Below are 19,656 nucleotides of genomic sequence, written 5' to 3'. Positions count from 1 at the left end.
CGGCTTGTGCGGTATGCGCTTTTAAACCTGTATCCCTAGGACATGTAGCGTCGCAGGGCGTGGTGGTGCGTTCTCGCGCGGGCGGGAGGACGCCCTGCGGCGGTAGGCCTTCACGGCTCAGCCTGCACGACGCCGCAGGTTCGAGCCAAGCCCCAAGCGGCGCAAGCGCTGATCCGCGCGATGCCGCCGCCTCGCAACCGAGGCCTCTCAGCCGAGGCCGGAGGAAGCGCACATCCGTGCAGAAGAGCCCAGGTCGTGTTGGGACGGCCTAAGCTCGCCTCGGCGCTGGGCAATCGTCCCTGCGCTTCATTCGGACGTGCGCATAATGTTCCGCGGTGACGCAGCCCGCGCAGTGTTTGCGCTATAGCAGCACGTCCCGGTCGGCGAACCGCACCAGCTCGATCCCGACCAGCCGGTCGGTCCCGGCCGGTCCCACTGCCAGCCAACTGCCATCCGCCTGACGGGTCAGCCCGGTACCGGCGCGCAGCCCCGCCAGTGCCGCCACGTCGAAGCCCGGCCCGCCATCCAGCAGGTCGTTGCCGCCGGCGCCGAGCAGTGTCGTCCGCCCCGGCACCGCCGCGCAGCGTGTCCGCCCCGGCCGTCCCCAGCAGCCAGTCGTCGCCGCCGCCGCCGGTCACCGAGTCCCGCTCGAAGCCCAGCAGCCGGGTCGGATCGACGCCATCGGACAGCAGGTAGCCGGTGCCGTCCCGGTCCAGCCGCAGCGCCCGCGTCGCGCCGGCCCGGCTGACCGAGGCGAAATCCTCCCCGTCCCACCATCCAGCAGCGCCGCCCAATCCGTGGAGATCAACGTGTCGTTGCCGGCGCCGCCGAACAGCATGTCGAGCCCGCCATTGCCGTCCATGGCATCCTCGCCCTCCGCGCCGATCAACGTGTCGTCGCCGAGGCCGCCGCGCAGCGTGTCGTTCCCGCGCTGCCCGAGCAGCAGGTCACAGCCGTCGCCGCCCTCCAGCACGTCGCCGGCGCCGCCGCCCGAGAGCGTGTCGTCGCCGGCCATGCCCTGCAGCGTTGCGGCCGCCGCCAGCCCGGCCGGCAGCAGCAGCGCATCGGCCCCGGCAGCACCCTCGAAGCGCTCCATACCAGCCGGCGAGCGGGCACGGAGGTCGAGCAGGTTGGCCCCGCAGGCGCCACCCAGCGGTCGAGCCCGGCGCCGCCATCCAGGCTGTCGGCGAAGGTCGCCGCCCCGGCGAAGCTCAGGGTGAGCGAGGTGCCGTCGCCGGCATCGAGCGCCAGGCTGCCGGCGAAGCGGCCATCCGGATCGGGCATGAACACGTCATTGCCGTCGCCACCCTGCAGCAGGTCGGCGCCAAGGCCCGGCTGCAGCGTGTCGTTGCCGGTGCCGCCCGAAAGCGTGTCGTCGCCGGCGCCGCCCTGCAGCAGATTGGCATTGCCATTGCCCGTCAGGCGGTCGGCAAGGGAATTGCCGCGGACATGGTCGATCAGCACCAGCCGGTCGGTGCCACCCCAGCCATCCTGCGCGGTGCCGCTGACGAGGTCGACCACCACCCCGGCGGGGTCGCCGGAATAGTCGGCCATCACCAGCGTGCCGGCCGCCGGCCCGCGCAGCGTGTCGTCGCCGGCCAGGCCGCGCAGATAGGTGTAGATGCCCGGCAACGCCCGGCCCGTCAGGTCGTCCCCCAGCCGCGATCCCCAGGCACTTTCAAGGTTGAGCAGGACGTCGCGACCGCCCCAGGGGTCGGTCGCCACCCCGGCGGTCAGGTCCACCACCGCGCCCTGCAGCGGCAGGTCGGAGCCCGGGGCGATGGCGTCATACGCGATGATGTCCTGGCCCGCGCCGCCATCGATCGTGTCGTTGCCCGCCGCGCCGGCCAGCCGGTCGTTACCCGCCGAGCCGCGGATGCTGTCGTCGCCGGCGCCGCCCACCACGGCCTCGACCGCGGTCAGCCGGTCGGTGCCGAAGGGCTTGGTTACCGTTCCCGCGGCGAGGTCGATGGTGACCGGCCCGCTGCCGGCATAGCGCCATTCATCGGTGCCGGCGCGACCATCGAAGACCTTGTCGCCATAGGCGCCGGAGAGGAAGACGTCGTCGCCGGCCGAGCCCAGCACGGTATCGGCGAAGGCGGAGGTCACCGCGACCCGGCGGATGTTGACCAGCGTATCGGTGGAGCCCCAGCCATCCTGCGCGGTGCCGGCGGCAAGGTCGATCCGCACCGCGGCGGGGCTGGAGGCGTAGCTGGCCTGCACGCCCGGGCCATTGGCGCCGATCAGCGTGTCGTTCCCCGCCAGCCCTTCGATGCCGGTGGTGAAGAGCCCGGTGCCGGCCGCGGCGGCATCCAGCCGGTCGCTGCCGACGGTGCCGGCAAAGGAATGGATGTTGGCGAAGGCATCGGTGCCGCCGGCCGCCTTCACCACGGTGCCGCTGCCGTAGCTGGTCAGCTTCAGCGCAACGCTGCCGGTGAGCGCGGCATAGCTCAGCGCATTGCCCGCCCCGGCGCCGCCATCGACGCGGTCGCTGCCGGCGCTGCCCTGGAAGGCTTCCGTCCCGCTGCCCCCGGTCAGTGTGTCATTGCCCGCAGTGCCGGCGCGCTGCACCCCGGGGCGGAGGACCGAGAGGAAGGTGCCCGGGACGAAATCCTCCGGCCCGATCGCCAGCGGCTGGCTGGAGGAGCCGATGCGCCAGACCGCGTCCGTCGCGTCCAGCCGGCCGTTGCGGTCGAGGTCGAGCACCAGCCAGCCCCCGCCGGCTGCCAGCCGCCGGCGAGCGCCGGCACCCAGAAGACCTGGTCGGCGCCGGTCGCGCCGGTCGGCTGCGCCGGCAGCAAGGTGCCGAGCGGCAGGGCCGAGAGCGACCGGGTGACGCCGCCCCAGAGCAGCGCGCGGGCGATGCCGTCCGTCCCGGCAAAGGTCCCGGCATCGATCCCGGCCAGCGCGTCGCTGATCCGCAGCCGGTCGCCCTCGGCACGGGAGAAGCCCAGCAGCAGGTCCATGGCGGCCTGGCTGGACCAGGCAGGCTCCCCCATCGCCTGCAACAGGAAGGTATCGGCCCCGGCGCCGCCCAGCATGGTATCGGCGCCGGGGCCGCCTTCCAGGCTGTCCTCGCCATCGCCGCCCGCCAGGCTATCATTGCCCGCGCCGCCCTGCAGAAGATCATTCCCCGCCCCGCCCAGCAGCGTGTCGTTGCCGGCGCCGCCGACCAGCACATCCGGCCCGTCGCCGCCATCGAGGCGGTCGTTGCCGTCGCCGCCGTCGAGGCTGTCGAAGCCGGCGCCGCCAGCGAGGCTGTCATTGCCAGCGCCGCCCAGCAGCGTGTCCTTGCCCTCTCCGCCCGCCAGCGTGTCGTTGCCGGCGAAGCCGTGCAGACGGTCATCCTCTCCGGTGCCGGCCAGGCTGTCGGCGCTCGTGGTGCCGAGCAGGGCGAAGGTCCCGGGCAGGAAGGCCTCCGGCCCGATCGTGGCCTCAAGCTGCACCACGAGGTCGGCGGCGCCGAGCAGGCCGTCGCGGTCGGCATCCAGCAGCAGCCAGCCGCCGCCCGCGCCATCCGGCTGCCAACGCAGCAGGATGCCAATGCCCCCGGTCGGATCCGGCAAAGCAAGGCCCGCCGCCAGCGTGGCGACCGGAGCCAGGCTGCCGCCCCAGCCGAGCGGCAGCGGAACTTGGCCTGGCAGGCTCCAGGTGCCGGCGAGGATCGGCCAGAGCGCATTGCCGACCGGCTGGGCCCGCAGCGCCAGCCGATCACCCTCACCGAGGTTGAAGTCGAGGATGCGGTCGGGCGCGGCGAGGCTGGATCTGACCCCGGCGACGCCCCTGCAAGACGAAGAGATCAGCGCCTGCGCCTCCGGCCAGCAGGTCCGCGCCGGGACCGCCGCGCAGCGTATCCGGGCCCTCGCCCCCGGACAGCGAATCCTCGCCCGCCCCGCCCTGCAGCAGGTCGTCGCCCGTGGTGCCGTCCAGCGTCGCCACTCGCCCCTCCACCCCGCGGGCCGGCAGGCGGCCCGTGGCGGAAGGGCTAGCGGAAGAGCGGCTTGCGGAAGGGTGAAGGCGATCAGACGGCCCGCCCGATCGCCTTCACCTGGAAACTGGCCGTGTCGAACGCGGCCAGCCCGTCCATCCGCCAGGGCGACAGGGCGTCGGCCCCCGCATCGCCGGCGACCGCGCCGGCCAGAGTCGGTCCCGCGGCAGCGACCGGGGTTACCTCCACCTTGTCATCGATGACGCCTCGCGCCGGTCCTGGCCCGCGCCGCAGCCGCACGAGCGGTGGGCGAGCGCCGCCCGCTGCCGCAGCGGCGCGCTGGCCTGGTTCGCCGCCACAGCGTCGCCGAGCACGTCATGGCGGACAACGGGCCGGGTCTTCACAGGCAAGCTATTCGTGGCCGCCCTCCAGGCGCGAGGCCCTAGCCCGGCGCCAGCCGCAGCACCCGCCCGCGCGTCTCATCGGTCAGCAGGTAGAGCAGCCCGTCCGGCCCCGGCACCACCTGGCGCAGCCGGGGGCCGCCCTGCAGCAACCTGTCCTCCCCACAACCCGGTCGCCCTCGGTCGCCAGCCGCACCAGGCCGGGCGGGTTCAGCGCCGCCACGAACAAGCTGCGGCGCCAAGCCGGGAAGGCCGCTCCGCCATAGAAGGCGATGCCGGAGGGGCTGACCGAGGGCACCCACCAATGCACCGGCTCCTCCAGATCTGGGCGGGAGGCGCCCTCGCCGATCCTGCTGCCGTCGTAGTCGACGCCCTTGGTGACCAGCGGCCAGCCGTAGTTGCGGCCGGGGTGCAACACGTTGATCTCGTCGCCGCCGCGGGCGCCGAACTCCGCCTGCCAAAGGCTGCCGGTCCAGGGATTGAAGGCCAGGCCTTGCGGGTTGCGGTGGCCGAGGGTGAAGATCTCGGCCCTCGTGCCGGGGCGGTTGGCGAAGGGGTTGTCGGGCAGCGGCGCGCCGTCGCGCGCGAGGCGCAGCACCTTGCCGGCCAGGTCGTCCGGCCGCTGCGCCCGCAGCTTGGTCGCGTAGCGGTCGCCGGTCGAGAGGAACAGCGCCCCGTCGGGGCCGAAGGCGATGCGGCAGCCCCAGTGGTTGCGACCCTGCTCCTGCGGCGGCGTCGCGTCGAGGATGGGTGTGGCGCCCTCCAGCGCCGTGGCGTCGGGCGAGAGCCGGGCGCGCACCAGCCGGGTCAGCGCGCCACCCTGCACCAGCATGGCGTGGCAGAGATAGACCTCCCGCGTCCGGGCGAAATCCGGGGCGAGGGCGATGTCGAGCAGCCCACCCTGGCCGCGCGCGCCTCGACCGCCGGCACCCCGCCGAGCGGCGGGGAGACCTGGCCGTCCTGCCCGACCAGCCGCAGCCGGCCGGGGCGCTCGGTCACCAGCAGGCGGCCGTCGGGCAGGAAAGCGGCGCCCCAGGGATGGTCGAATCCGGTGGCGAAATCGGTGACGGTGAAGGCTGGCGCAGCGTTCGGCCCCTGGGCGCGGGCGGCGCCGGCGACCAGCAGGAGGAGCAGGGCGAGGGTGCGGATCATGCCCCAGCAGATGGGATGCAAAGGCCCGAAGGTCAGGGCGGGTGAGGCATTCCCCCGCGAACCCACACCTTCTTCCTTGTCTTGGGTCCGGGCCCAGCAGCCGCCGCGCGTCGCCTGCCGGGCCCGGGGAGGATCAGCCGATCTGGCCTTGGATCCACTCGCGCAGCGGCCCCTTCGGGGAGGCGCCGACCTTGGTGTCCAGCAGCTTGCCGTCCTTGAACAGCAGCATGGTCGGGATGCCGCGCACCGCATACTCGTTCGGCGTCATCGGGTTCTCATCGATGTTCACCTTGGCGATGGTCAGCTTGCCCGCGAACTCGCCGGCCAGCTTCGTCGAGGATGGGCCCGACCATGCGGCAGGGGCCGCACCACTCGGCCCAGAAATCCACCAGCACGGCCCCGGAGGCGTCCAGCACGTCCTGCTTGAAGGTGTCGTCGGTGACCGCCTTGGTGAGTTCGCTCATCGGTAGTGCCTCGTCTGGCGGGGCGGGGTGCCCCTGTTCTGCCGCAAAGGTCGGGCGCCGGAGGGCCCGGGTCAAGGATGGCGACATCGCAGGCCCGTCATGCACGCGGCGCGGGGGCGAAACTATGCGGCCGAAGGCGGCGCATGCAGGTCGAGCAGCGCCCCCGGCAGCGGCATCAGCCGGGCGCCATAGGTCCAGACCAGCACGCACTCCACCACCCGGCCGGGGAAGGCCTGGCGCAGCACCGCGCGGTAGGCCGCCATCTGCCGCAGGTAGAGCCCCGGCACCTGCCCGGCCTCCGCCGGCGGCGGCCGGTTGGTCTTGAAGTCGAGCACCACCACGCGGTCCGGCGTCACCACCAGCCGGTCCACCTGGCCGGCGACCAGCTGCCCGCCGACCCGGCCGGCGATCGGCGCCTCGGCCAGGCTGCCGGGGGCGAAGGCCGCCGCCGCCTCAGGCGCCGCCAGCAGGGCCAGCACCTCGGCCGCGGTCTCCGCCTGCTCGGCCTCGCTCAGCCCATGGCCGGGCCGGGCGAGGAAGCGCCGCGCCGCCGCCTCCCGCTCCGCCGCCGGCCGGTCCGGCAGGTGCTGCAGCAGGGCATGGATCACCCGGCCGCGGCGGAAACGCCGTCCGCCCGGATCGGCATTGCCATGCGGCGCCGCGGCCGGGGTCTCCGTCTCGCCCGGCAGGGCCGAGGGCGCGATGGCCAGCTCGGCGGCCTCCGGGCGGGGCGGGGCGGGTGGCCCAGCCGGGCAGCGGCCCGGCGGCATCCGCCGCAACGGCGACCACATCCGGCTGCGGCGCGACGTCCTGGCCGCAGGCGGCGCGCCACAGCACCGCCTCGCCGAAGTCGCAGGCCGCCGGGGCGCCGAAACCGGCATGGTCGAAGGCCGCCTCGGCCGCCCTGCCGTCGCGCGCCAGCCGCAGGAAGCCAGCCTTCACATGGGTGTACCACTCGCCGGGATCCTTGCCCCAGCCGCAGACCAGCAGCCGGTCCTCGGCCCGGGTCAGCGCGACATAGAGCAGGCGGTTCTCCTCCTGCTGCCGCCGCGCCTCGTCCCGCGCCTTGGCATCCAGGTAGGGCTGCGCGTGGAAGGACTTGTTCGGCGCCCAGAGCGGCAGGGACAGGCCGTCCTGCTCCAGCCAGCGCAGCGTCTCCGGCGCGCGGCCGGGGCCGACATCGGCCAGGATGACGACTGGCGCCTGCAAGCCCTTGGCATTGTGCACGGTCATGATCCGCACCGCGTCGCCGCCGCCCTCGGCCTCCCGCTTCACCTCGGCGCCGCCCTGGCGGAGCCAGTGCAGGAAGCCCTGCAGGCTCGGCGGGTGCTTGCGCTCATAGGCCAGCGCAGCGTTCAGCAGCTCGTCGAGCACGTCCGCTGCCTCCGGCCCCAGCCGCGCCAGCAGCCGCGCCCGGCCGGGCCTGCCATCGAAGGCGGATCTGCCCAGCACCTCCGCCAGCAGCGCGTGCGGCGTCACCAGGTCGGCCCGGCCCGAGAGCCGCGCCAGCCAGGCGGCGGCCAGCGCCTCCGGCCCGCCGGCTTCCTCCTCGCGCCGCGCCATCAGCGCGCCCCAGAGCGAGCCAGGCCGGCCATGCGCGAGGCCGAGTAGCGCCTCCTCCGACAGCCCGACCAGCGGGCTCTTCAGCAGCGCCGCGAGCTGCAGGTCGTCGTCCGGCAACAGCAGCACGTCGCAGAGCGCGAGCAGGTCCATGACCGCGATGTGCTCGACCAGCTTCACCCGCGTCACGCCGGCGACCGGCACCTGCCGCGCCTTCAGCGCGCGCACCAGCAGCGGCACCAGGGCGACATTGGCCTGCTTGCGCAGCAGCACCAGCACGTCGCCGGCCCGCACCGGGCGGGCGCGCGCCGCCAGCGGCTCGTGCCTGATCATGTGCTCGATGCGGGCGGCCAGCGCCTCGGCCATCAGCGCCTCGGCGCTGGCGACGCGCTCGGGCTCGCGCGGCACCTGCCAGGGCTCGGGCGCCGGCGTCTCGGCCGGGCGCAGCAGCGGCCAGAGCTCGGCGCAGCCGGCATGGCCGATGCGGTCCGGCACGTGCGACAGCACCGCGCCGCAGGCGACCACGCCGTCGCAGGCCGGTCCCTCGGCAAAGACCGCATCGACCAGCGCCAGCACCGGCGCGGTGGAGCGGAAGGAGACGTCGAGCTGCACCGGGCGGAACTCGCCGCCACCGCCCACCACCTGCTCGCGGTAATGCGCCTCCCAGCTGGCGAAGCCGGCGGAATCGGCGCCCTGGAAGCCGTAGATCGCCTGCTTGATGTCGCCGACCGCGAAGACGGTGCGGCGCGGCGCCTCCACCGCGGCGGCCGAGAGCGACCGGGCGCGGGCGCGTTCCACCCCGCTGCCGGCGAAGAATTCCGCGGTCAGCGCCGCGGCGATGCCCCATTGCGCCGGGTTGCTGTCCTGCGCCTCGTCGAGCAGCACATGGTCGAGCCCGCCATCGAGCTTGTAGAGCACCCAGGCGCTGCCGGGGTCCTGCAGGATGCGGCGGACATGATCGATCAGGTCGCCATAGCCAAGCATGCCGGCCATGCCCTGCCGCGCGCGGTAGCGGGCGATGACCGGCGCGGCCAGCGCCAGCAGCGCGCCGGTCGCCGCGCCCAGCCGGCAGGCGGCGCGCTGCTGCGCCACCTGCAGCAGCCGCTCGCCCTCGGCCTGCAGGGCGGCCAGCACCTCGGCCTGCCGAGCGCCGACGCCCTTGGTAGCGAGCCCCTTATCGGCCCGCACCGTGCCCTTGTCGGTGATGAAGAAGCGGTGCCAGTCGTCGAAGCGCGCCGCCCGCGCCTCGGCCTCCGCACCGATCCACTGGGCAAGCTGCGCCGCGCGCTGCCGGTCGCTCTCGGTCTTGCTCGACCCCAGCAGGCTCGCCGCCAGGCGCAGCGGCGCTTCCTCCGGCGCGCAAGCGGCGGCGACGACCTCCGCCTCGTCCAGGCTGTCCGGCGCGCCGAGCGCGGCGGCGAGGCGCAGCCGCAGCCCGTCCATGCCGTTGCCGCCGTCGAGGCAGCGGGTCAGCCGCTCCCGCGCGGTGTCCTGCAGCAGGGCGCGGGTGACGTCGGAGAAAGTGTCGGCCGAGGCGATGCCGGCCAGCAGGGCGAGCTCCTGCGTCACCGCCGCGGTCTGCGCCAGGACAGCCTCGCGCGCCTCGGCCAGCATCGCCGCGGCGTCCTGCTCCTCCAGCACCGAGAATTGCGGCGGCAGGTCGGCTTCCAGCGGGAAGCTGCGCAGCAGCGACTGGCAGAAGGCGTGGATGGTGGAGATCCGCATGCCGCCCGGCATCTCCAGCACCTCGACCAGCAGCCGGCGGGCGCGGCCGAGCAGCCGGTCGTCGGGCTCCGCGCCGGTCAGCCGGCGGATCTGCGCCGCCAGCGCCGGCTCCTCCGCCACCGTCCATTCGCCGAGCCGGCGGCGCGGCCGCGACTGCATCTCGGCCGCCGCGGCGCGGGTAAAGGTCAGGCAGAGGATGCGCCCCGGCACCTGGTCGGGGTCGAGCAGCAGCCGCAGCACGCGGTCGATCAATACCTTGGTCTTGCCGGACCCCGCCGAGGCGCCGACCCAGGCGGAGACCGCGGGGTCCGAGGCGGCGCGCTGCTGCTGCTCAGCCCGCGCCCGGGCCGCGGCGGAGCCGCCGGTGAACTCGGGCGGCCGGACCAGCGACGCCGCGCGGCGCATCGGGCGGGCTCATGCCGGCCCCCGCGCATCCTCGGCGCCGGCCCATTCGGCCAGGCGCGAGAGATGGTCGTAGTCGCTGCCGGCCGGCGCCCGCTTCGGATGCGGCCGGGCGACGAAGGCGCGGTCGCCGAGCAGGAATTCGCCGACCAGGCCGAGCAGCGCGGCGCGCGCATCCTCGGCCAGCTGCTGGACCAGCGGCGCGCCCTCGGCGGCCCGCTTCTCCTCGCCCGGCACCGGCCCGCCGGAGAGCTTCCAGTAGACCAGCGCCGCGGCATCCGCGGCCGGCACGCCCCTCGAAGCCGCCGGCGGCGGCGATCGCCGCTTCCAGCGTCAATTGGGGCTTGCGGCCGTCCTTCACCTCGTCGCCGCTGGGCGGCTGGCCCGTCTTGTAGTCGAGGATGCGGAGGCCCTGCGGGGTGACGTCGATGCGGTCAGCATAGGCGGTCAGCACCACCTCCCGCCCGTCGCGGCGGAGCGGCAGCTCGCCGCGCAGCTCGACCAGGCTGGCGACAGGCCCGGCGTCGCTGCGCAGCGCCGCCTCCTGCTCAATGGCGAAGCCGCCGATGCGGTCGAGCCGCGGCGTCCAGAAGGCGGCGAGGCCTGGGCGGGGCGAAGCCTCCTCCAGCGCCATCCGCGCCGCGTCGGCCCACCAGGCGCGCGCCGCGTCCTCGCCGGGCCAGGGCTGGCCGGACAGGCGGCGGACGAAGCCGGCCATCGCCGCATGCACCAGGTTGCCGTAGTCGAGCGCCCCGGCATCAGCATCGAGCGGGTCGATCGCGCGCAGCCGCAGCACGTGCCGCGCATAGAAGGCGTAGGGGTCGGCGATCAGCGTCTCCACCTGGGTGACGGAGATTCGGGCCGGGCGCTGGTCCGGCCGCGGCCGCGGCGCCGGCCGGGCACAGGGCTCGATGCGGGCCGGGCGGTCGAGCTGGCCGGCCCAGCCCATGGCCGGGCTCTGCTCCAGCGCCAGCCCGTCCTGGCCTTGCAGGAAGGTCTCGATCCGCGTCATCCAGCGCGCCGGCACGGTCGGCGCGCCGCCGCGGCGGGCGGCGCGGGACAGCACGGCGACCGGGGCGGAACAGGCCGCCAGCAGGAAGTCGGCGCAGACCCGGCCGATCCGCGCCTCGGGCTCCGGCAGGCCGAATTCCTGGCGCATCGGGCGGCTCATCCAGGGGCCGGGATCGGTCGCCAGCGGCCAGACCGTCTCGTCCAGCGCGCCCAGCACCACCCGGTCGAAGGTCAGCAGCCGGGCTTCCAGCAGGCCGAGGATCTCGACCCGCGGATGCGCGCCGTGCTCGCGCCCGCGGGTGGCGCGGAGGCTCGGCGCCGCGGCGCCGGCCATCGCCGCGTCGAACAGCGCCGGCCAGGCGGCGGCGGCGACCGGCGGCATCGCCTGCATCGCCGGCTCCAGCGCCGCCAGGTGCGCGGCCAGCGCCTCGCCCTCCTCGCCGGCATAGAGCCGGAGGCCGCCCGCCGACTGCGCGGTCGCGGCCAGCGCCTCGGCGGCCGCCAGATGCGCCGCCAGCAGGTCGCCCGGCGGGCGGCTCACCCCTCTGGCAGGCCGGTGAAGCCGCCGAGCGCCGCCTCGAGCACCCCGAGCAGCGCCATGACCTCGGCCAGCGCCGCCGCCTCGGCCTCCCGCGCCAGCCCGGCGCGGGCCGCGGCGCGTAGGCCTTCCAGGCCCGGCGCCGGCCGCGCCCCGCGCAGTGTCGCCAGCTCCAGCCGCCGCACCGCCGCGGCCCAGCGCGGCCGGTCCCAGCCGCCGGCGCAGAGCGGGTGCTTGAGCACCGCGAGCAGCGGCACCGGCGCCAGCTCGGTCGCGGCCAGCCGGGCGAGCAGCCGCAGGAAGGCGCCGGCCGGGGTCTCGCCCAGCGGCTCGCCGGCGGAATCGTCGGCGGTCACGCCATGCCGCGCCAGCTCGGCCGAGACGCGCCGCGCCAGGTCGCGGTCCGGCGTCACCAGCGCGGCGCGCGCCTTCGGGTCCTCCAGCGCCTCGCGCAGGATCAGCGCGACCGCCACCGCCTCGGCCTGGGCGTCGGGCGCGGTGAGCTGGCTCAGGCCCTCCAGCGCCGGGCGCCATTCCGAGGGGCGGCGGGACTGCCAGGCCGGCAGGCCGGCGGCCGGGCGGAGCGCCATGCCGAGCAGCGCCGGGCGGCGCGCCGGCGCCGCCAGCCGCACCGCGTCCTCCGGCGTGCAGCCGGGCCAGCGCGCCACGTCGTCCCGCGTCGCGCCGAGCCGGTGCAGCAGGCGCTGCTGGCCGCAGAAGGGATGCGTCGGCGCGGCGCGGATGGCGTCCCAGACGCGGTCCTCGGCGCTGCCGGCATCCAGCCCGTGCAGCACCACGCAGCCCTGCGGCAGCTCGGTGGCGACGACGCGCAGCAGTTCCTCGGCCGCCGGGATGGTGCCGCCTACGCCGATGCCGGCGGCGATCACCGGGTCGCGCGGCGGGTCTTGCTGCCAGGCGCGGGTCTGCGCGCGAAGCGCCTGGGCGCGGCGCATGCCGATGTCGAGCAGCCCCTCCCGCGCCAGCCAGTCCTGCCACTGCGCCATGACGCCGCGGACGAAGCGCAGCGTGATCTGCCAGTGCGCCGCATGGGTGTCCGGCACCAGCGCCTCGAGCCGCTCTAGCCAGGCGTCGTTCAGCGCCTCGGGCGGGCTGCTTGCCAGCAGGTCGAGGTCGGTCTCCTCCAGCGCGATCTCGTCCAGCAGGGTGGCGAGCGCCCCGGCCAGCGACCAGGCCTGCTCCGGCGTCGCCGGGCCGCCGTGGTCCTTCGGCAGGCGGGCGATGTAGCCGGCCAGCACCCGCCTGGCGGCGCAGCGGGTCGACCGCGGGCGGCAGGTCGAGCAGCGCGGGCAAGGCCAACTCGTCGGCATCCTCGGTCGAGAGGCCGGCCAGCGCCCGCATCCGCGGCAGCAGCAGGGCGCCGCCCTGGAGGGTTCCGCCAGCGTGGAATCCGCCCGCCTCTGGCGTGACGGCGCGCAGGAAGGCGACGCGCAGCGCCCGGGCCGAGCGCCGGGTCGGCAGCAGGATGGTGACGCGGGAGAGGCGTTCCGGCGCATCCCCCGGCACCTGCCGCAGCACGCCGGCGGCGAGGCAATCGAGGAAGGGCAGGTGCGCCGGGATGTCGAACAGCTTCATGGGCGGGCTCGCCTCGTCCCCGGCGGCGCCGGGGCGCGTCCGGCCCGTCGCTCAGAACGGCGCCCGTACCAGCCCGGCCCGCATGGCGGCCTCGGCCCGTTCGAGATCCGGCGGCGTCGAAAGATGGAACCAGACCCCGTCATGCACCAGCGCGAAGAGCCGCCCCGAGTCGATGGCCCGATCATAGAGGAGATTGAGGCTGAAGGGGCCTTCCGGCACATCCCGCACCAATCCGGGCGAGAGGATCTGCACCCCGGCGAAGACATAGGGCGCGAGCTTCGCTCCTTCGGCCGCCTGACCCGGCCGAGCGGGTCGAGCAGGAAGTCGCCGCGGCCGATCTCGCCATCCACCTGGGCCGCGCGCACCACCAGCAGCAGCCCGTCCATCTCCGCCGGGTCGAAGGCGGCGGCCATGCGGCCGAGCGCCTGGCGCGGCCCGTCGAGCCAGACGCTGTCGCCATTGGCGACGACGAAGGGCGCGTCGCCGAGCAGCGGCAAGGCATGGGCGAGGCCGCCGCCGGTCTCGAGCAGCACCTCCTCCCGCTGCAGGGTGAGTCGGGGGCGGTGCGGGCGGCGACCGCGGCGGCGACCTTGTCGGCCTGCCAATGCGCGTTGACCACGGCCTGGCTCACCCCCGCGGCCTCCAGCCGGTCCAGCGCGTGGTCGAGCAGGCTGCGGCCGTCGAGCATCAGCAGCGGCTTGGCGGTGGTCTCGGTCAGCGGCCGCATGCGCAGGCCGAGGCCGGCGGCGAGGACCATGCCATGGGTCAGCGTGATCACGCGGGGGCACTCCGGCTGCTGGGGCGGGGATCGCGGCGCCTTCCTACGACGGCGGCGGGCGGGACGGAAGACAAGGTCGCGACCAGGTCCCGCCGTCGCGCGGGCCGGCTAGCCCGGCGGCGGGTTGCGCCGCATCTCCTCCGGCACATGCGCGTCGAGGAAGTCCCGGAGCCGCGCGCAAGCCGGCTGCGACAGGGAGCGTTGCAGCAGCCCCCAGCAGCGCGGCCCGTGCTTCAGGTAGCCCGGCTTGCCGTCGCGCCGGTCCAGCCGCACCCACAAGGCCGCCACCCGCAGGTGCCGCTGCGCCCCGCGCAGGCCGCCATGGCGCCGAGGAAGCCGCCGCGATCCAGCCCCGGCCGCGCCGCGAGATAGGCGGCGACCGCGGCGCGGCGGGTCGCGGCCTCGACATCGCGCCGCGCATCCTCGACCAGGGAGATCAGGTCGTAGGCGGGATGCCCCAGCGCGCCGTCCTGGAAGTCGAGGATGCCGGTGCGGCGCGGGCCGCTGCGGTCATCGAGGCGCATCAGGTTGGCCGGGAAGTAGTCGCGGTGGACGAAGCCATGGGCGCCGGCGAAGGGCGCCAGCATGGCGTGGAGGGCCGCGTCGAGACCCTGCCGCACGGACTCCGACGGGGCCTGGCCGAAGGCGGCGGGCCACCACCAGTCGAGGAAGGTCGCCGCCGTCGCGCGCGCCATCGCCGCGGCGTCCCAGGCCGGCAGGCCGGGGGAACGGGGGCGGCATGCAGCGCCGCCAGCGCCTCGGCGGCCTCGGTGTAGAGCGGCACCGGGTCGGTGCCGGCATCGAGCAGCGCCGCATGGGTCGCGTCGCCGAAATCCTCGAGCAGGAGGAAGCCGGCTCCGGCATCCTCGGCGATGATCTCGGGCAGCGACAGGCCGGCGGCGAGGAAGTGGCGGGCCAGCGCGGCGAAGGGGCGGACATCCTCGGGTGGCGGCGCGTCCATCAGCAGCGCCGGGCGGGGGCCGCCGAGCAGGCGCGTGTAGGTGCGGAGGGAGGCGTCGGCGGCGAGCGGCAGGCGCTCGGCGGCGGCATAGCCATGGGCGGCGAGGAAGGGATCGGGATATCGCATGCGGGGGTGTCATGGACCGGCGGGGCGGGGATGTCAGCCGGGAAAGCGGGGCGGTCGCTCCGCGGGGCTGTCCGCGGCGGCGCGCCAATCGCCCGGCGCCTGCCCCGCCCAGTGCCGGAAGGCATGGGTGAAGGCGCTCTGGTCGGCATAGCCGAGCGCGGCGGCGATGTCCGTGACCCGCAGCCGCGTGCCGGCCAGCAATTGCCGGGCGATCAGGAAGCGCGCCTCGCCCTGGAGCCGCCGGAAGCTGGTGCCCTCGGCCCGGAGCCGGCGGCCGAGCGTGCGCGGATGCAGGGACAGCTCCGCCGCGACCTCCTCCTGCGAGCCTTCCGAGGAGATCGCCCGCGCCCGGAGCAGGCAGAGGACCGTCTCGGCGATGCCGGGCGCCGGTACGGCCCGGTGCCGCGCGACCAGGGCCTCAAGCCGCGATCGCAGTGCGGGCCGGGCGCCGATGACCGGCAGGTCGAGTAGCGGCTCGGGGAAGAGCAGCGCGTACTGCTCCGCATCGAATTCGGGCATGACGCCGAAGCAGGCGCGATAGGGCAGGGGGTTGTCGGGCGGCCGGTGGGCGATGAGGACGCCCTGCACGGCGCCGCCGACCAGCTCCCGCAGTATCCCGGCGCCGAAGGCGAGGGCCGCCTCGCAGATCTGCTCCGTCGCCTCCAGCCCGGCCGTGCAGAGGGCATAGCCCCAGCAGGCTGTCCCGTCGCGCCGCGAGAGATAGGTGACGGCCCCCTGGACATCGCGCGGCTGGTGTGCGGCGAGGTCGCGGATCGCGTGTTCCAGCGTCGGCGCGTGCCGCATGAGTTGTCCGACCGGCCCCAGGCTGGCGAGGTCCGCCCGGCAGCCGAGGAGCAGCCCGATATGCGGGCAGCTGGTGGCGGCCGCGCCAGCCGCGAGCAGCGTCCCGCAGGTGGCGATGGGCAGGAGGTTCGCTGGATTCCGCAGCACTTCCGCGTCCACCCCCGCCTGCACCAGCGCCGCCGCCGGGTCCGCCCCCAGCGCCTCCAGGAGGCGGGGGAACTCGGCCAATGGTCCGACACGTCGGTGCGGCTGCATGCGCGCGGTCCTCACTAGCGGGAGCGGCCGCAGCGGGGCGGGCCCGCCCGCTACGGCCCAACATGCGAAAAACAGATAGTGGATCCGGACCCACTGTCGCAAAACAACAAGCGATCGATCCGGCCTCCGTGCAAGAAAAACCTGCGCCGGACAGGAGTCGTGCCCGCAAGTCCATCATGCAGTGACCCACTACAACTTATCATGGATGAATTATGTGGCCAGTGGAGGTTTCTTCCAACGTGAAGAAACGCCCGGTTGGCCCGTTTCGGCCGTGCTGTTGTTCGTGGGCGGTTTACCGTATCTGGGAGAAGACGAATGCCCCATACCGACAACGGGTCGGCTGCGGCCAAGCCCGAGGCGCCCGATCCGGGGCCCGCCCGGGCTGCCGCCCGCACGATCCCCCGCCCGGAACTCTACGTCCTGACCGTCCGTGCCGATTCCGGCCAGGTCGTCTGGCTCGAGAGCCTGGACGCCGCCGGGGCGCGTGCGGACCTCTCGCCAGAGGACCGGGCGCGCTTCGCAGAGCACCACAAGGCGGGCGACCTTGCCGCGGTCATGGAACAGGCCTTCGAGGCAGGCATCGCCTGCGTGCTCGGGAACGTCGGCGGCGAGGACGGCGGCTCCGCGGAGGAGGCCGACCTGCGACGCATGCTGCTGCGGTCGCTGATCGCGCGCAGCCCGGCCGCGCGCTTCCTCGACCAGGCCGCCCTCGGGCGGGTCGCCCTCGCGACCCTCCTCCGGCAGGCCGCCACCGCTCCGGCCGAGGCCGGCGGCACCACGGCGCCGCGGCGTCGCCGGGGCCCTGCCGGACGGCCGCAACCGTCCCCCGAGACGCTCGGTGGGAACAACGCCAGCGCAAGCTGAGCCAGTACAAGGAGGAATCGAGAATGTCCGAAACGCTGTCCCGCGCGCGCAAGGGCGCTAGCCCCGAGGAGGAGGGGGCCGGCCTCGACGAGAAGCGCATCGCCCGCCTGCTGATCGGCGGCAGCCTGGCGCGCCGCCGCCGGCTGCGGCGCCTGCTGCTCGCCCATCTGCTCGGCGAGAAGATGAAGGGCACGGAGGAGGAGATCGGCGAGGAGGCCGGTGAGGAGGGCGGCGACGACGAACGGCGCCTCGTCCGCCTGCTGGTCGGCGGCAGCATCCTGCGCCGGCAGCGTCTCCGCCGCCTCGCGCTTTTGCATCTCCTCCGTGAGCGAGGCGAGGACGAAGGCGAGGACGAAGGCGAGGAGGAAGACGAGGAGGGCGGCTCGGAGGAGCGCCGCCTTGTTCGCCTGCTGGTCGGCGGCAGCCTCGGTGCGCCGCCGGCGGCTCCGGCGCCTGCTCCTCGCGCACCTGTTTCGCGAGCGGATGGAGGAGGGCGAGGAGGATGAGGGCGAGGAGGACGGCGAGGAAGAGGGCGGCGGCGAGGAGCGCCGGCTGCTCCGCCTCGCTGGTCGCCGGCGGCATGGTCCGGCGCCGTCGCCTCCGGCGGTTGGCCCTCGCACATCTCCTTGGCGAACGGCTGAAGGGCGAGGAGGAGGATGAGCCCGAGGAGGAGGACGAGGAGGAAAGCGGCGAGGCGCACGAGCGCCGGATCATGCGCCTGCTGATCGGCGGCCGCATGATGCGGCACCGGCGCCTCCGGCGCCTGCTGCTCGCCGGCCTGCTGCGGGAGTCGCATGCCGGCCGCGAGGAGGACGAGGAGGAGGGCGAGGACGGTGACGAGGAGCGCCGCCTGGCGCGCCTGCTGGTTGGCGGCAGCCTGGTGCGTCGCCGTCGCCTGCGTCGGCTGGCCCTGGCGCATCTCCTCGGCGAGCAGCGGCGGCAGGGCTCGTCCCGCGATGCGGCCTTCGCCTTCTAGATCGCCGCGATCCGCCTGGTCACGCCAGTGGCCGGACCGTCCGGTGCGCATCGACGCGCCGGGCGGCTCGGCCCCGCTTGCATGGGCTGGCCCGCACCTGGCCCGGGCCGTTCGAGGGAAGGCCCGCTGCGGCGCACCGGGTCGGCGTCGCCATCCGGTCACGCTTCTGGTCTTGCCCCCGGCCAAGCCGGTGCGCCGCAGTCCGATCGCCTGCACTGCATCGAGGCCGCCGCAGGCCGCGCGCGGCGGGGATGGCAGCCGGTAAAGAGGCAGGATGGCGGAGATCGGCGCCCGACTTGCGGCGGCCTCGCTGGATCGCCGGACTGAAGCGACAGGCGATGCACCGAGGCCGGATGGCCCCGCGCGACGGGCCGCTCGCCTTCAGGCCACCAGGGCTGCCGCCGCGCGCGGCACGAAGCGGATGGTCGCGCGCAGTCCAGCCGGCTCGAAATCCAGCCTGACCGACGCTCCGGGCCCAAGATCGCGCACGAGCGCACGCTCCAGCAGCCGCGTGCCGAAGCCGCGCCGGGCCGGTGGCCCCGACACGGGTGGGCCGCCCCGCTCGTGCCAATCGATCGTCGCCGCCAATCCGGCCGGATCGGCCCGGCAGAGGATCTCGACGCGGCCGCCCGGGACCGACAGGGCGCCGTATTTCGTCGCGTTGGTGGCCAGTTCGTGCAGCGCCATGACCAGGGCCTGCACCTGGCCCGGCGTGGCCTGGGGCAGCGGCAGGTCGCCGGGACAGGCCACCAGCAGGCGCGGATCGGCCGCCTCGGCATCCGCCTCGATCCAGGGCGCGAGCCCGGCCCGGAGGATCGCGTCCAGCGCGGCCCCTTCCCAGGACAGCGCGGCCAGCAGGTCGTGCGCTCGCGCCAGGCTTTTCAGCCGGGCGGTGAAGGCTTCGGTGAAGCGGAGGGGATCGCTTCCGGCCGGACTGCGCGCTGTCAGCAACGCCAGCGACTGCACGGTCGCCAGCGCGTTCTTGGCGCGATGGTTGAGCTCGGCGACCACCAGGCGGAGCCGGCGCTCGCTGTCGATGGCGGCGGCCATGGCGGCGCGGCGCCGCCGGGCCTCGGCCATCTGCGCCGTGGCGAGCCGCTCGGCCTCGGGCAGGCCGAGCGCCGAGAGCGGCGCCGTATCCATGCCCTCCGCCTCCAGCGAGGCCGAGAAGCGTAGCAGTGCGCGGACCGGCCGGAGGATGCCGAGGGCGAGCCAGCGGGCGAGGGCGATCCCGAGGAGCAGCAGCGCCGCCCCCAGGCTGAGCGAGACGAGCGCCGAGCGCCAGGCGGGCCGCGTCAGCTCGGCCAGGGGAACCGCGACCGTGACGCCCCAGCCGGTCTCCGGCAGCCGGCTGAAGGCGGCCAGGACCGGCGCGCCCTCGGCTGAGACCGTCTCCAGCGTGCCCTCCGGCGCACCGGTGGACCAAGCGTGCAGCAACTCGGGCGTCAACGGTCGCCCAACCCAGGGCTTCGGGTCCGGCAGGCGTGCGACCCGCACGCCCGTCCGGTCGACGATGCTGACGATCCATCCGGCGCCCGGACGCTGGCGCCGGATCAGCGGCTCGAAGGCGTCGAGGGTGGGATTGAGCGCCAGGACGGCGGCCACGCGCCCGTCGGCGCCGCGCACCGGGACGTCGATGGCGATCAGCGGCCGTCCCAGAACCATCCCGACGAAGACGTTCGACACGGAAGGCTGTCCGGTGGCGAAGATGCGCCGCTGGTTGTCGAGGTACCGCCGCGCCGGCAGCGGCTTCCCCGCCGGCACCGCCGTGTTCAGGAGCTGCTGGCCGTCCTCGCGCAGCAGCAAGATGTTTGCCCCCGGCGTCTGGCGGGCGAGGACGGCCTCGGCATGGAGCCTGAAGGTCGCGAGGTCGCCGTCAGCCAGGGGACGGGAGAGGGCGAGCACCTCGAGCACCGCGATGCGGGCGCGCAACTCGTCCTCGACGGCCAGGGCGAGGCCATGCGCCAGACTCAGCGCCTGGCGGGAGGCCCGTGCCCGCTCCTCGCGGTAGCCGTAATAGGCGTTCGTCAGGTTGAAAGCGACGAGCGGCAGGACGCCGGCGGCGACGAGGAGCGCCAGACGGGCACGCAGCGACCAACGGCGCATCGAGTTCGTCGC

General features: G+C 74.9%; 19 protein-coding genes and 5 pseudogenes. 3 read left to right on the top strand and 21 right to left on the bottom strand.

What is annotated here, in order from left to right; genetic code table 11:
* Window positions 1–361: 361 nt before the first annotated feature.
* From ACQ86J_RS11230 to ACQ86J_RS11135, 20 genes and pseudogenes are all read right to left on the bottom strand, one after another.
* A complete protein-coding gene (locus ACQ86J_RS11230) occupies window positions 362–574 on the bottom strand; it encodes a hypothetical protein (RefSeq protein WP_431272822.1) in 213 nt (70 codons plus the stop codon).
* A gap of 19 nt (window positions 575–593) precedes the next feature.
* Window positions 594–638, bottom strand: a pseudogene (locus tag ACQ86J_RS11225) (hypothetical protein); the annotation flags it as partial.
* Window positions 635–973 carry a hypothetical protein gene (locus tag ACQ86J_RS11220; protein ID WP_431272372.1) on the bottom strand — a complete coding sequence of 113 codons (339 nt, stop codon included), beginning with the start codon at window positions 971–973 and terminating at the stop codon, window positions 635–637. The gene ACQ86J_RS11220 and the pseudogene ACQ86J_RS11225, both read right to left, overlap by 4 nt.
* A 413-nt stretch (window positions 974–1,386) precedes the next feature.
* Window positions 1,387–2,571: pseudogene (locus tag ACQ86J_RS11215) on the bottom strand (hypothetical protein); the annotation flags it as partial.
* Window positions 2,535–3,566, bottom strand: a complete 1,032-nt coding sequence (locus ACQ86J_RS11210; protein ID WP_431271167.1) for a calcium-binding protein — start codon at window positions 3,564–3,566, stop codon at window positions 2,535–2,537. The gene ACQ86J_RS11210 and the pseudogene ACQ86J_RS11215, both read right to left, overlap by 37 nt.
* 151 nt (window positions 3,567–3,717) lie before the next feature.
* On the bottom strand, window positions 3,718–3,939 hold the full coding sequence (locus ACQ86J_RS11205) for a hypothetical protein (protein WP_431271166.1): 222 nt from the start codon (window positions 3,937–3,939) through the stop codon (window positions 3,718–3,720).
* A gap of 82 nt (window positions 3,940–4,021) precedes the next feature.
* The gene (locus ACQ86J_RS11200; RefSeq protein WP_431271165.1) at window positions 4,022–4,177 is read right to left on the bottom strand and encodes a hypothetical protein; all 156 of its coding nucleotides are present in this window, start codon (window positions 4,175–4,177) and stop codon (window positions 4,022–4,024) included.
* 237 nt (window positions 4,178–4,414) lie between these two features.
* Window positions 4,415–5,215, bottom strand: coding sequence for a PQQ-dependent sugar dehydrogenase (locus tag ACQ86J_RS11195; RefSeq protein ID WP_431272371.1), 801 nt, complete (start codon window positions 5,213–5,215; stop codon window positions 4,415–4,417).
* Window positions 5,137–5,481: a PQQ-dependent sugar dehydrogenase gene (locus ACQ86J_RS11190; protein ID WP_431271164.1), complete on the bottom strand. Its 345-nt coding sequence runs from the start codon at window positions 5,479–5,481 to the stop codon at window positions 5,137–5,139. Before ACQ86J_RS11190 ends, ACQ86J_RS11195 begins: the two co-directional genes overlap by 79 nt.
* Before the next feature lie 133 nt (window positions 5,482–5,614).
* Window positions 5,615–5,945, bottom strand: a pseudogene (trxA, locus tag ACQ86J_RS11185) (thioredoxin TrxA).
* A 122-nt stretch (window positions 5,946–6,067) separates the two neighbouring features.
* A complete protein-coding gene (locus ACQ86J_RS11180) occupies window positions 6,068–6,715 on the bottom strand; it encodes a PD-(D/E)XK nuclease family protein (protein ID WP_431271163.1) in 648 nt (215 codons plus the stop codon).
* A 10-nt stretch (window positions 6,716–6,725) separates the two neighbouring features.
* Window positions 6,726–9,635, bottom strand: a pseudogene (gene addA, locus ACQ86J_RS11175) (double-strand break repair helicase AddA); the annotation flags it as partial.
* Window positions 9,562–11,184: a PD-(D/E)XK nuclease family protein gene (locus ACQ86J_RS11170; RefSeq protein ID WP_431271162.1), complete on the bottom strand. Its 1,623-nt coding sequence runs from the start codon at window positions 11,182–11,184 to the stop codon at window positions 9,562–9,564. The pseudogene addA and the gene ACQ86J_RS11170, both read right to left, overlap by 74 nt.
* Window positions 11,181–12,437 (bottom strand): hypothetical protein, encoded by a 1,257-nt coding sequence (locus tag ACQ86J_RS11165; RefSeq protein ID WP_431271161.1) that lies wholly within the window; start codon window positions 12,435–12,437, stop codon window positions 11,181–11,183. The genes ACQ86J_RS11170 and ACQ86J_RS11165 overlap by 4 nt, the downstream gene beginning before the upstream one ends.
* Before the next feature lie 333 nt (window positions 12,438–12,770).
* The gene (locus ACQ86J_RS11160) at window positions 12,771–13,307 is read right to left on the bottom strand and encodes a hypothetical protein (protein ID WP_431272821.1); all 537 of its coding nucleotides are present in this window, start codon (window positions 13,305–13,307) and stop codon (window positions 12,771–12,773) included.
* Window positions 13,308–13,396: 89 nt separating this feature from the next.
* Window positions 13,397–13,501: pseudogene (locus ACQ86J_RS11155) on the bottom strand (nucleotidyltransferase family protein); the annotation flags it as partial.
* A 159-nt stretch (window positions 13,502–13,660) separates the two neighbouring features.
* A complete protein-coding gene (locus ACQ86J_RS11150) occupies window positions 13,661–13,825 on the bottom strand; it encodes a hypothetical protein (RefSeq protein ID WP_431271160.1) in 165 nt (54 codons plus the stop codon).
* A complete protein-coding gene (locus ACQ86J_RS11145) occupies window positions 13,786–14,139 on the bottom strand; it encodes a phosphotransferase (RefSeq protein ID WP_431271159.1) in 354 nt (117 codons plus the stop codon). Before ACQ86J_RS11145 ends, ACQ86J_RS11150 begins: the two co-directional genes overlap by 40 nt.
* The gene (locus ACQ86J_RS11140) at window positions 14,076–14,639 is read right to left on the bottom strand and encodes a phosphotransferase (protein WP_431271158.1); all 564 of its coding nucleotides are present in this window, start codon (window positions 14,637–14,639) and stop codon (window positions 14,076–14,078) included. Before ACQ86J_RS11140 ends, ACQ86J_RS11145 begins: the two co-directional genes overlap by 64 nt.
* A 33-nt stretch (window positions 14,640–14,672) precedes the next feature.
* Window positions 14,673–15,671 carry an AraC family transcriptional regulator ligand-binding domain-containing protein gene (locus ACQ86J_RS11135; protein WP_431271157.1) on the bottom strand — a complete coding sequence of 333 codons (999 nt, stop codon included), beginning with the start codon at window positions 15,669–15,671 and terminating at the stop codon, window positions 14,673–14,675.
* Between the two features lie 342 nt (window positions 15,672–16,013).
* On the opposite strand from ACQ86J_RS11135, the gene ACQ86J_RS11130 reads away from it, so the two are divergent.
* The 3 genes from ACQ86J_RS11130 (at window position 16,014) to ACQ86J_RS11120 (ending at window position 17,538) form a co-directional block, all read left to right on the top strand.
* Window positions 16,014–16,562 carry a hypothetical protein gene (locus ACQ86J_RS11130; RefSeq protein WP_431271156.1) on the top strand — a complete coding sequence of 183 codons (549 nt, stop codon included), beginning with the start codon at window positions 16,014–16,016 and terminating at the stop codon, window positions 16,560–16,562.
* Between the two features lie 23 nt (window positions 16,563–16,585).
* Window positions 16,586–17,068 carry a hypothetical protein gene (locus ACQ86J_RS11125; RefSeq protein WP_431271155.1) on the top strand — a complete coding sequence of 161 codons (483 nt, stop codon included), beginning with the start codon at window positions 16,586–16,588 and terminating at the stop codon, window positions 17,066–17,068.
* Window positions 17,069–17,169: 101 nt separating this feature from the next.
* A complete protein-coding gene (locus ACQ86J_RS11120) occupies window positions 17,170–17,538 on the top strand; it encodes a hypothetical protein (protein WP_431271154.1) in 369 nt (122 codons plus the stop codon).
* A 381-nt stretch (window positions 17,539–17,919) separates the two neighbouring features.
* Here ACQ86J_RS11120 and ACQ86J_RS11115 read toward each other — a convergent pair whose 3' ends face one another.
* Window positions 17,920–19,644 (bottom strand): sensor histidine kinase, encoded by a 1,725-nt coding sequence (locus tag ACQ86J_RS11115; RefSeq protein ID WP_431271153.1) that lies wholly within the window; start codon window positions 19,642–19,644, stop codon window positions 17,920–17,922.
* Window positions 19,645–19,656: the final 12 nt, after the last annotated feature.

It is taken from the genome of Dankookia sp. P2 (assembly GCF_050632255.1).
In the GTDB taxonomy this organism is placed as follows: domain Bacteria; phylum Pseudomonadota; class Alphaproteobacteria; order Acetobacterales; family Acetobacteraceae; genus Paracraurococcus.
The sequence above is the reverse complement of the archived record's forward strand: the minus strand, read 5'-3'. Positions and strand labels throughout refer to the sequence as shown.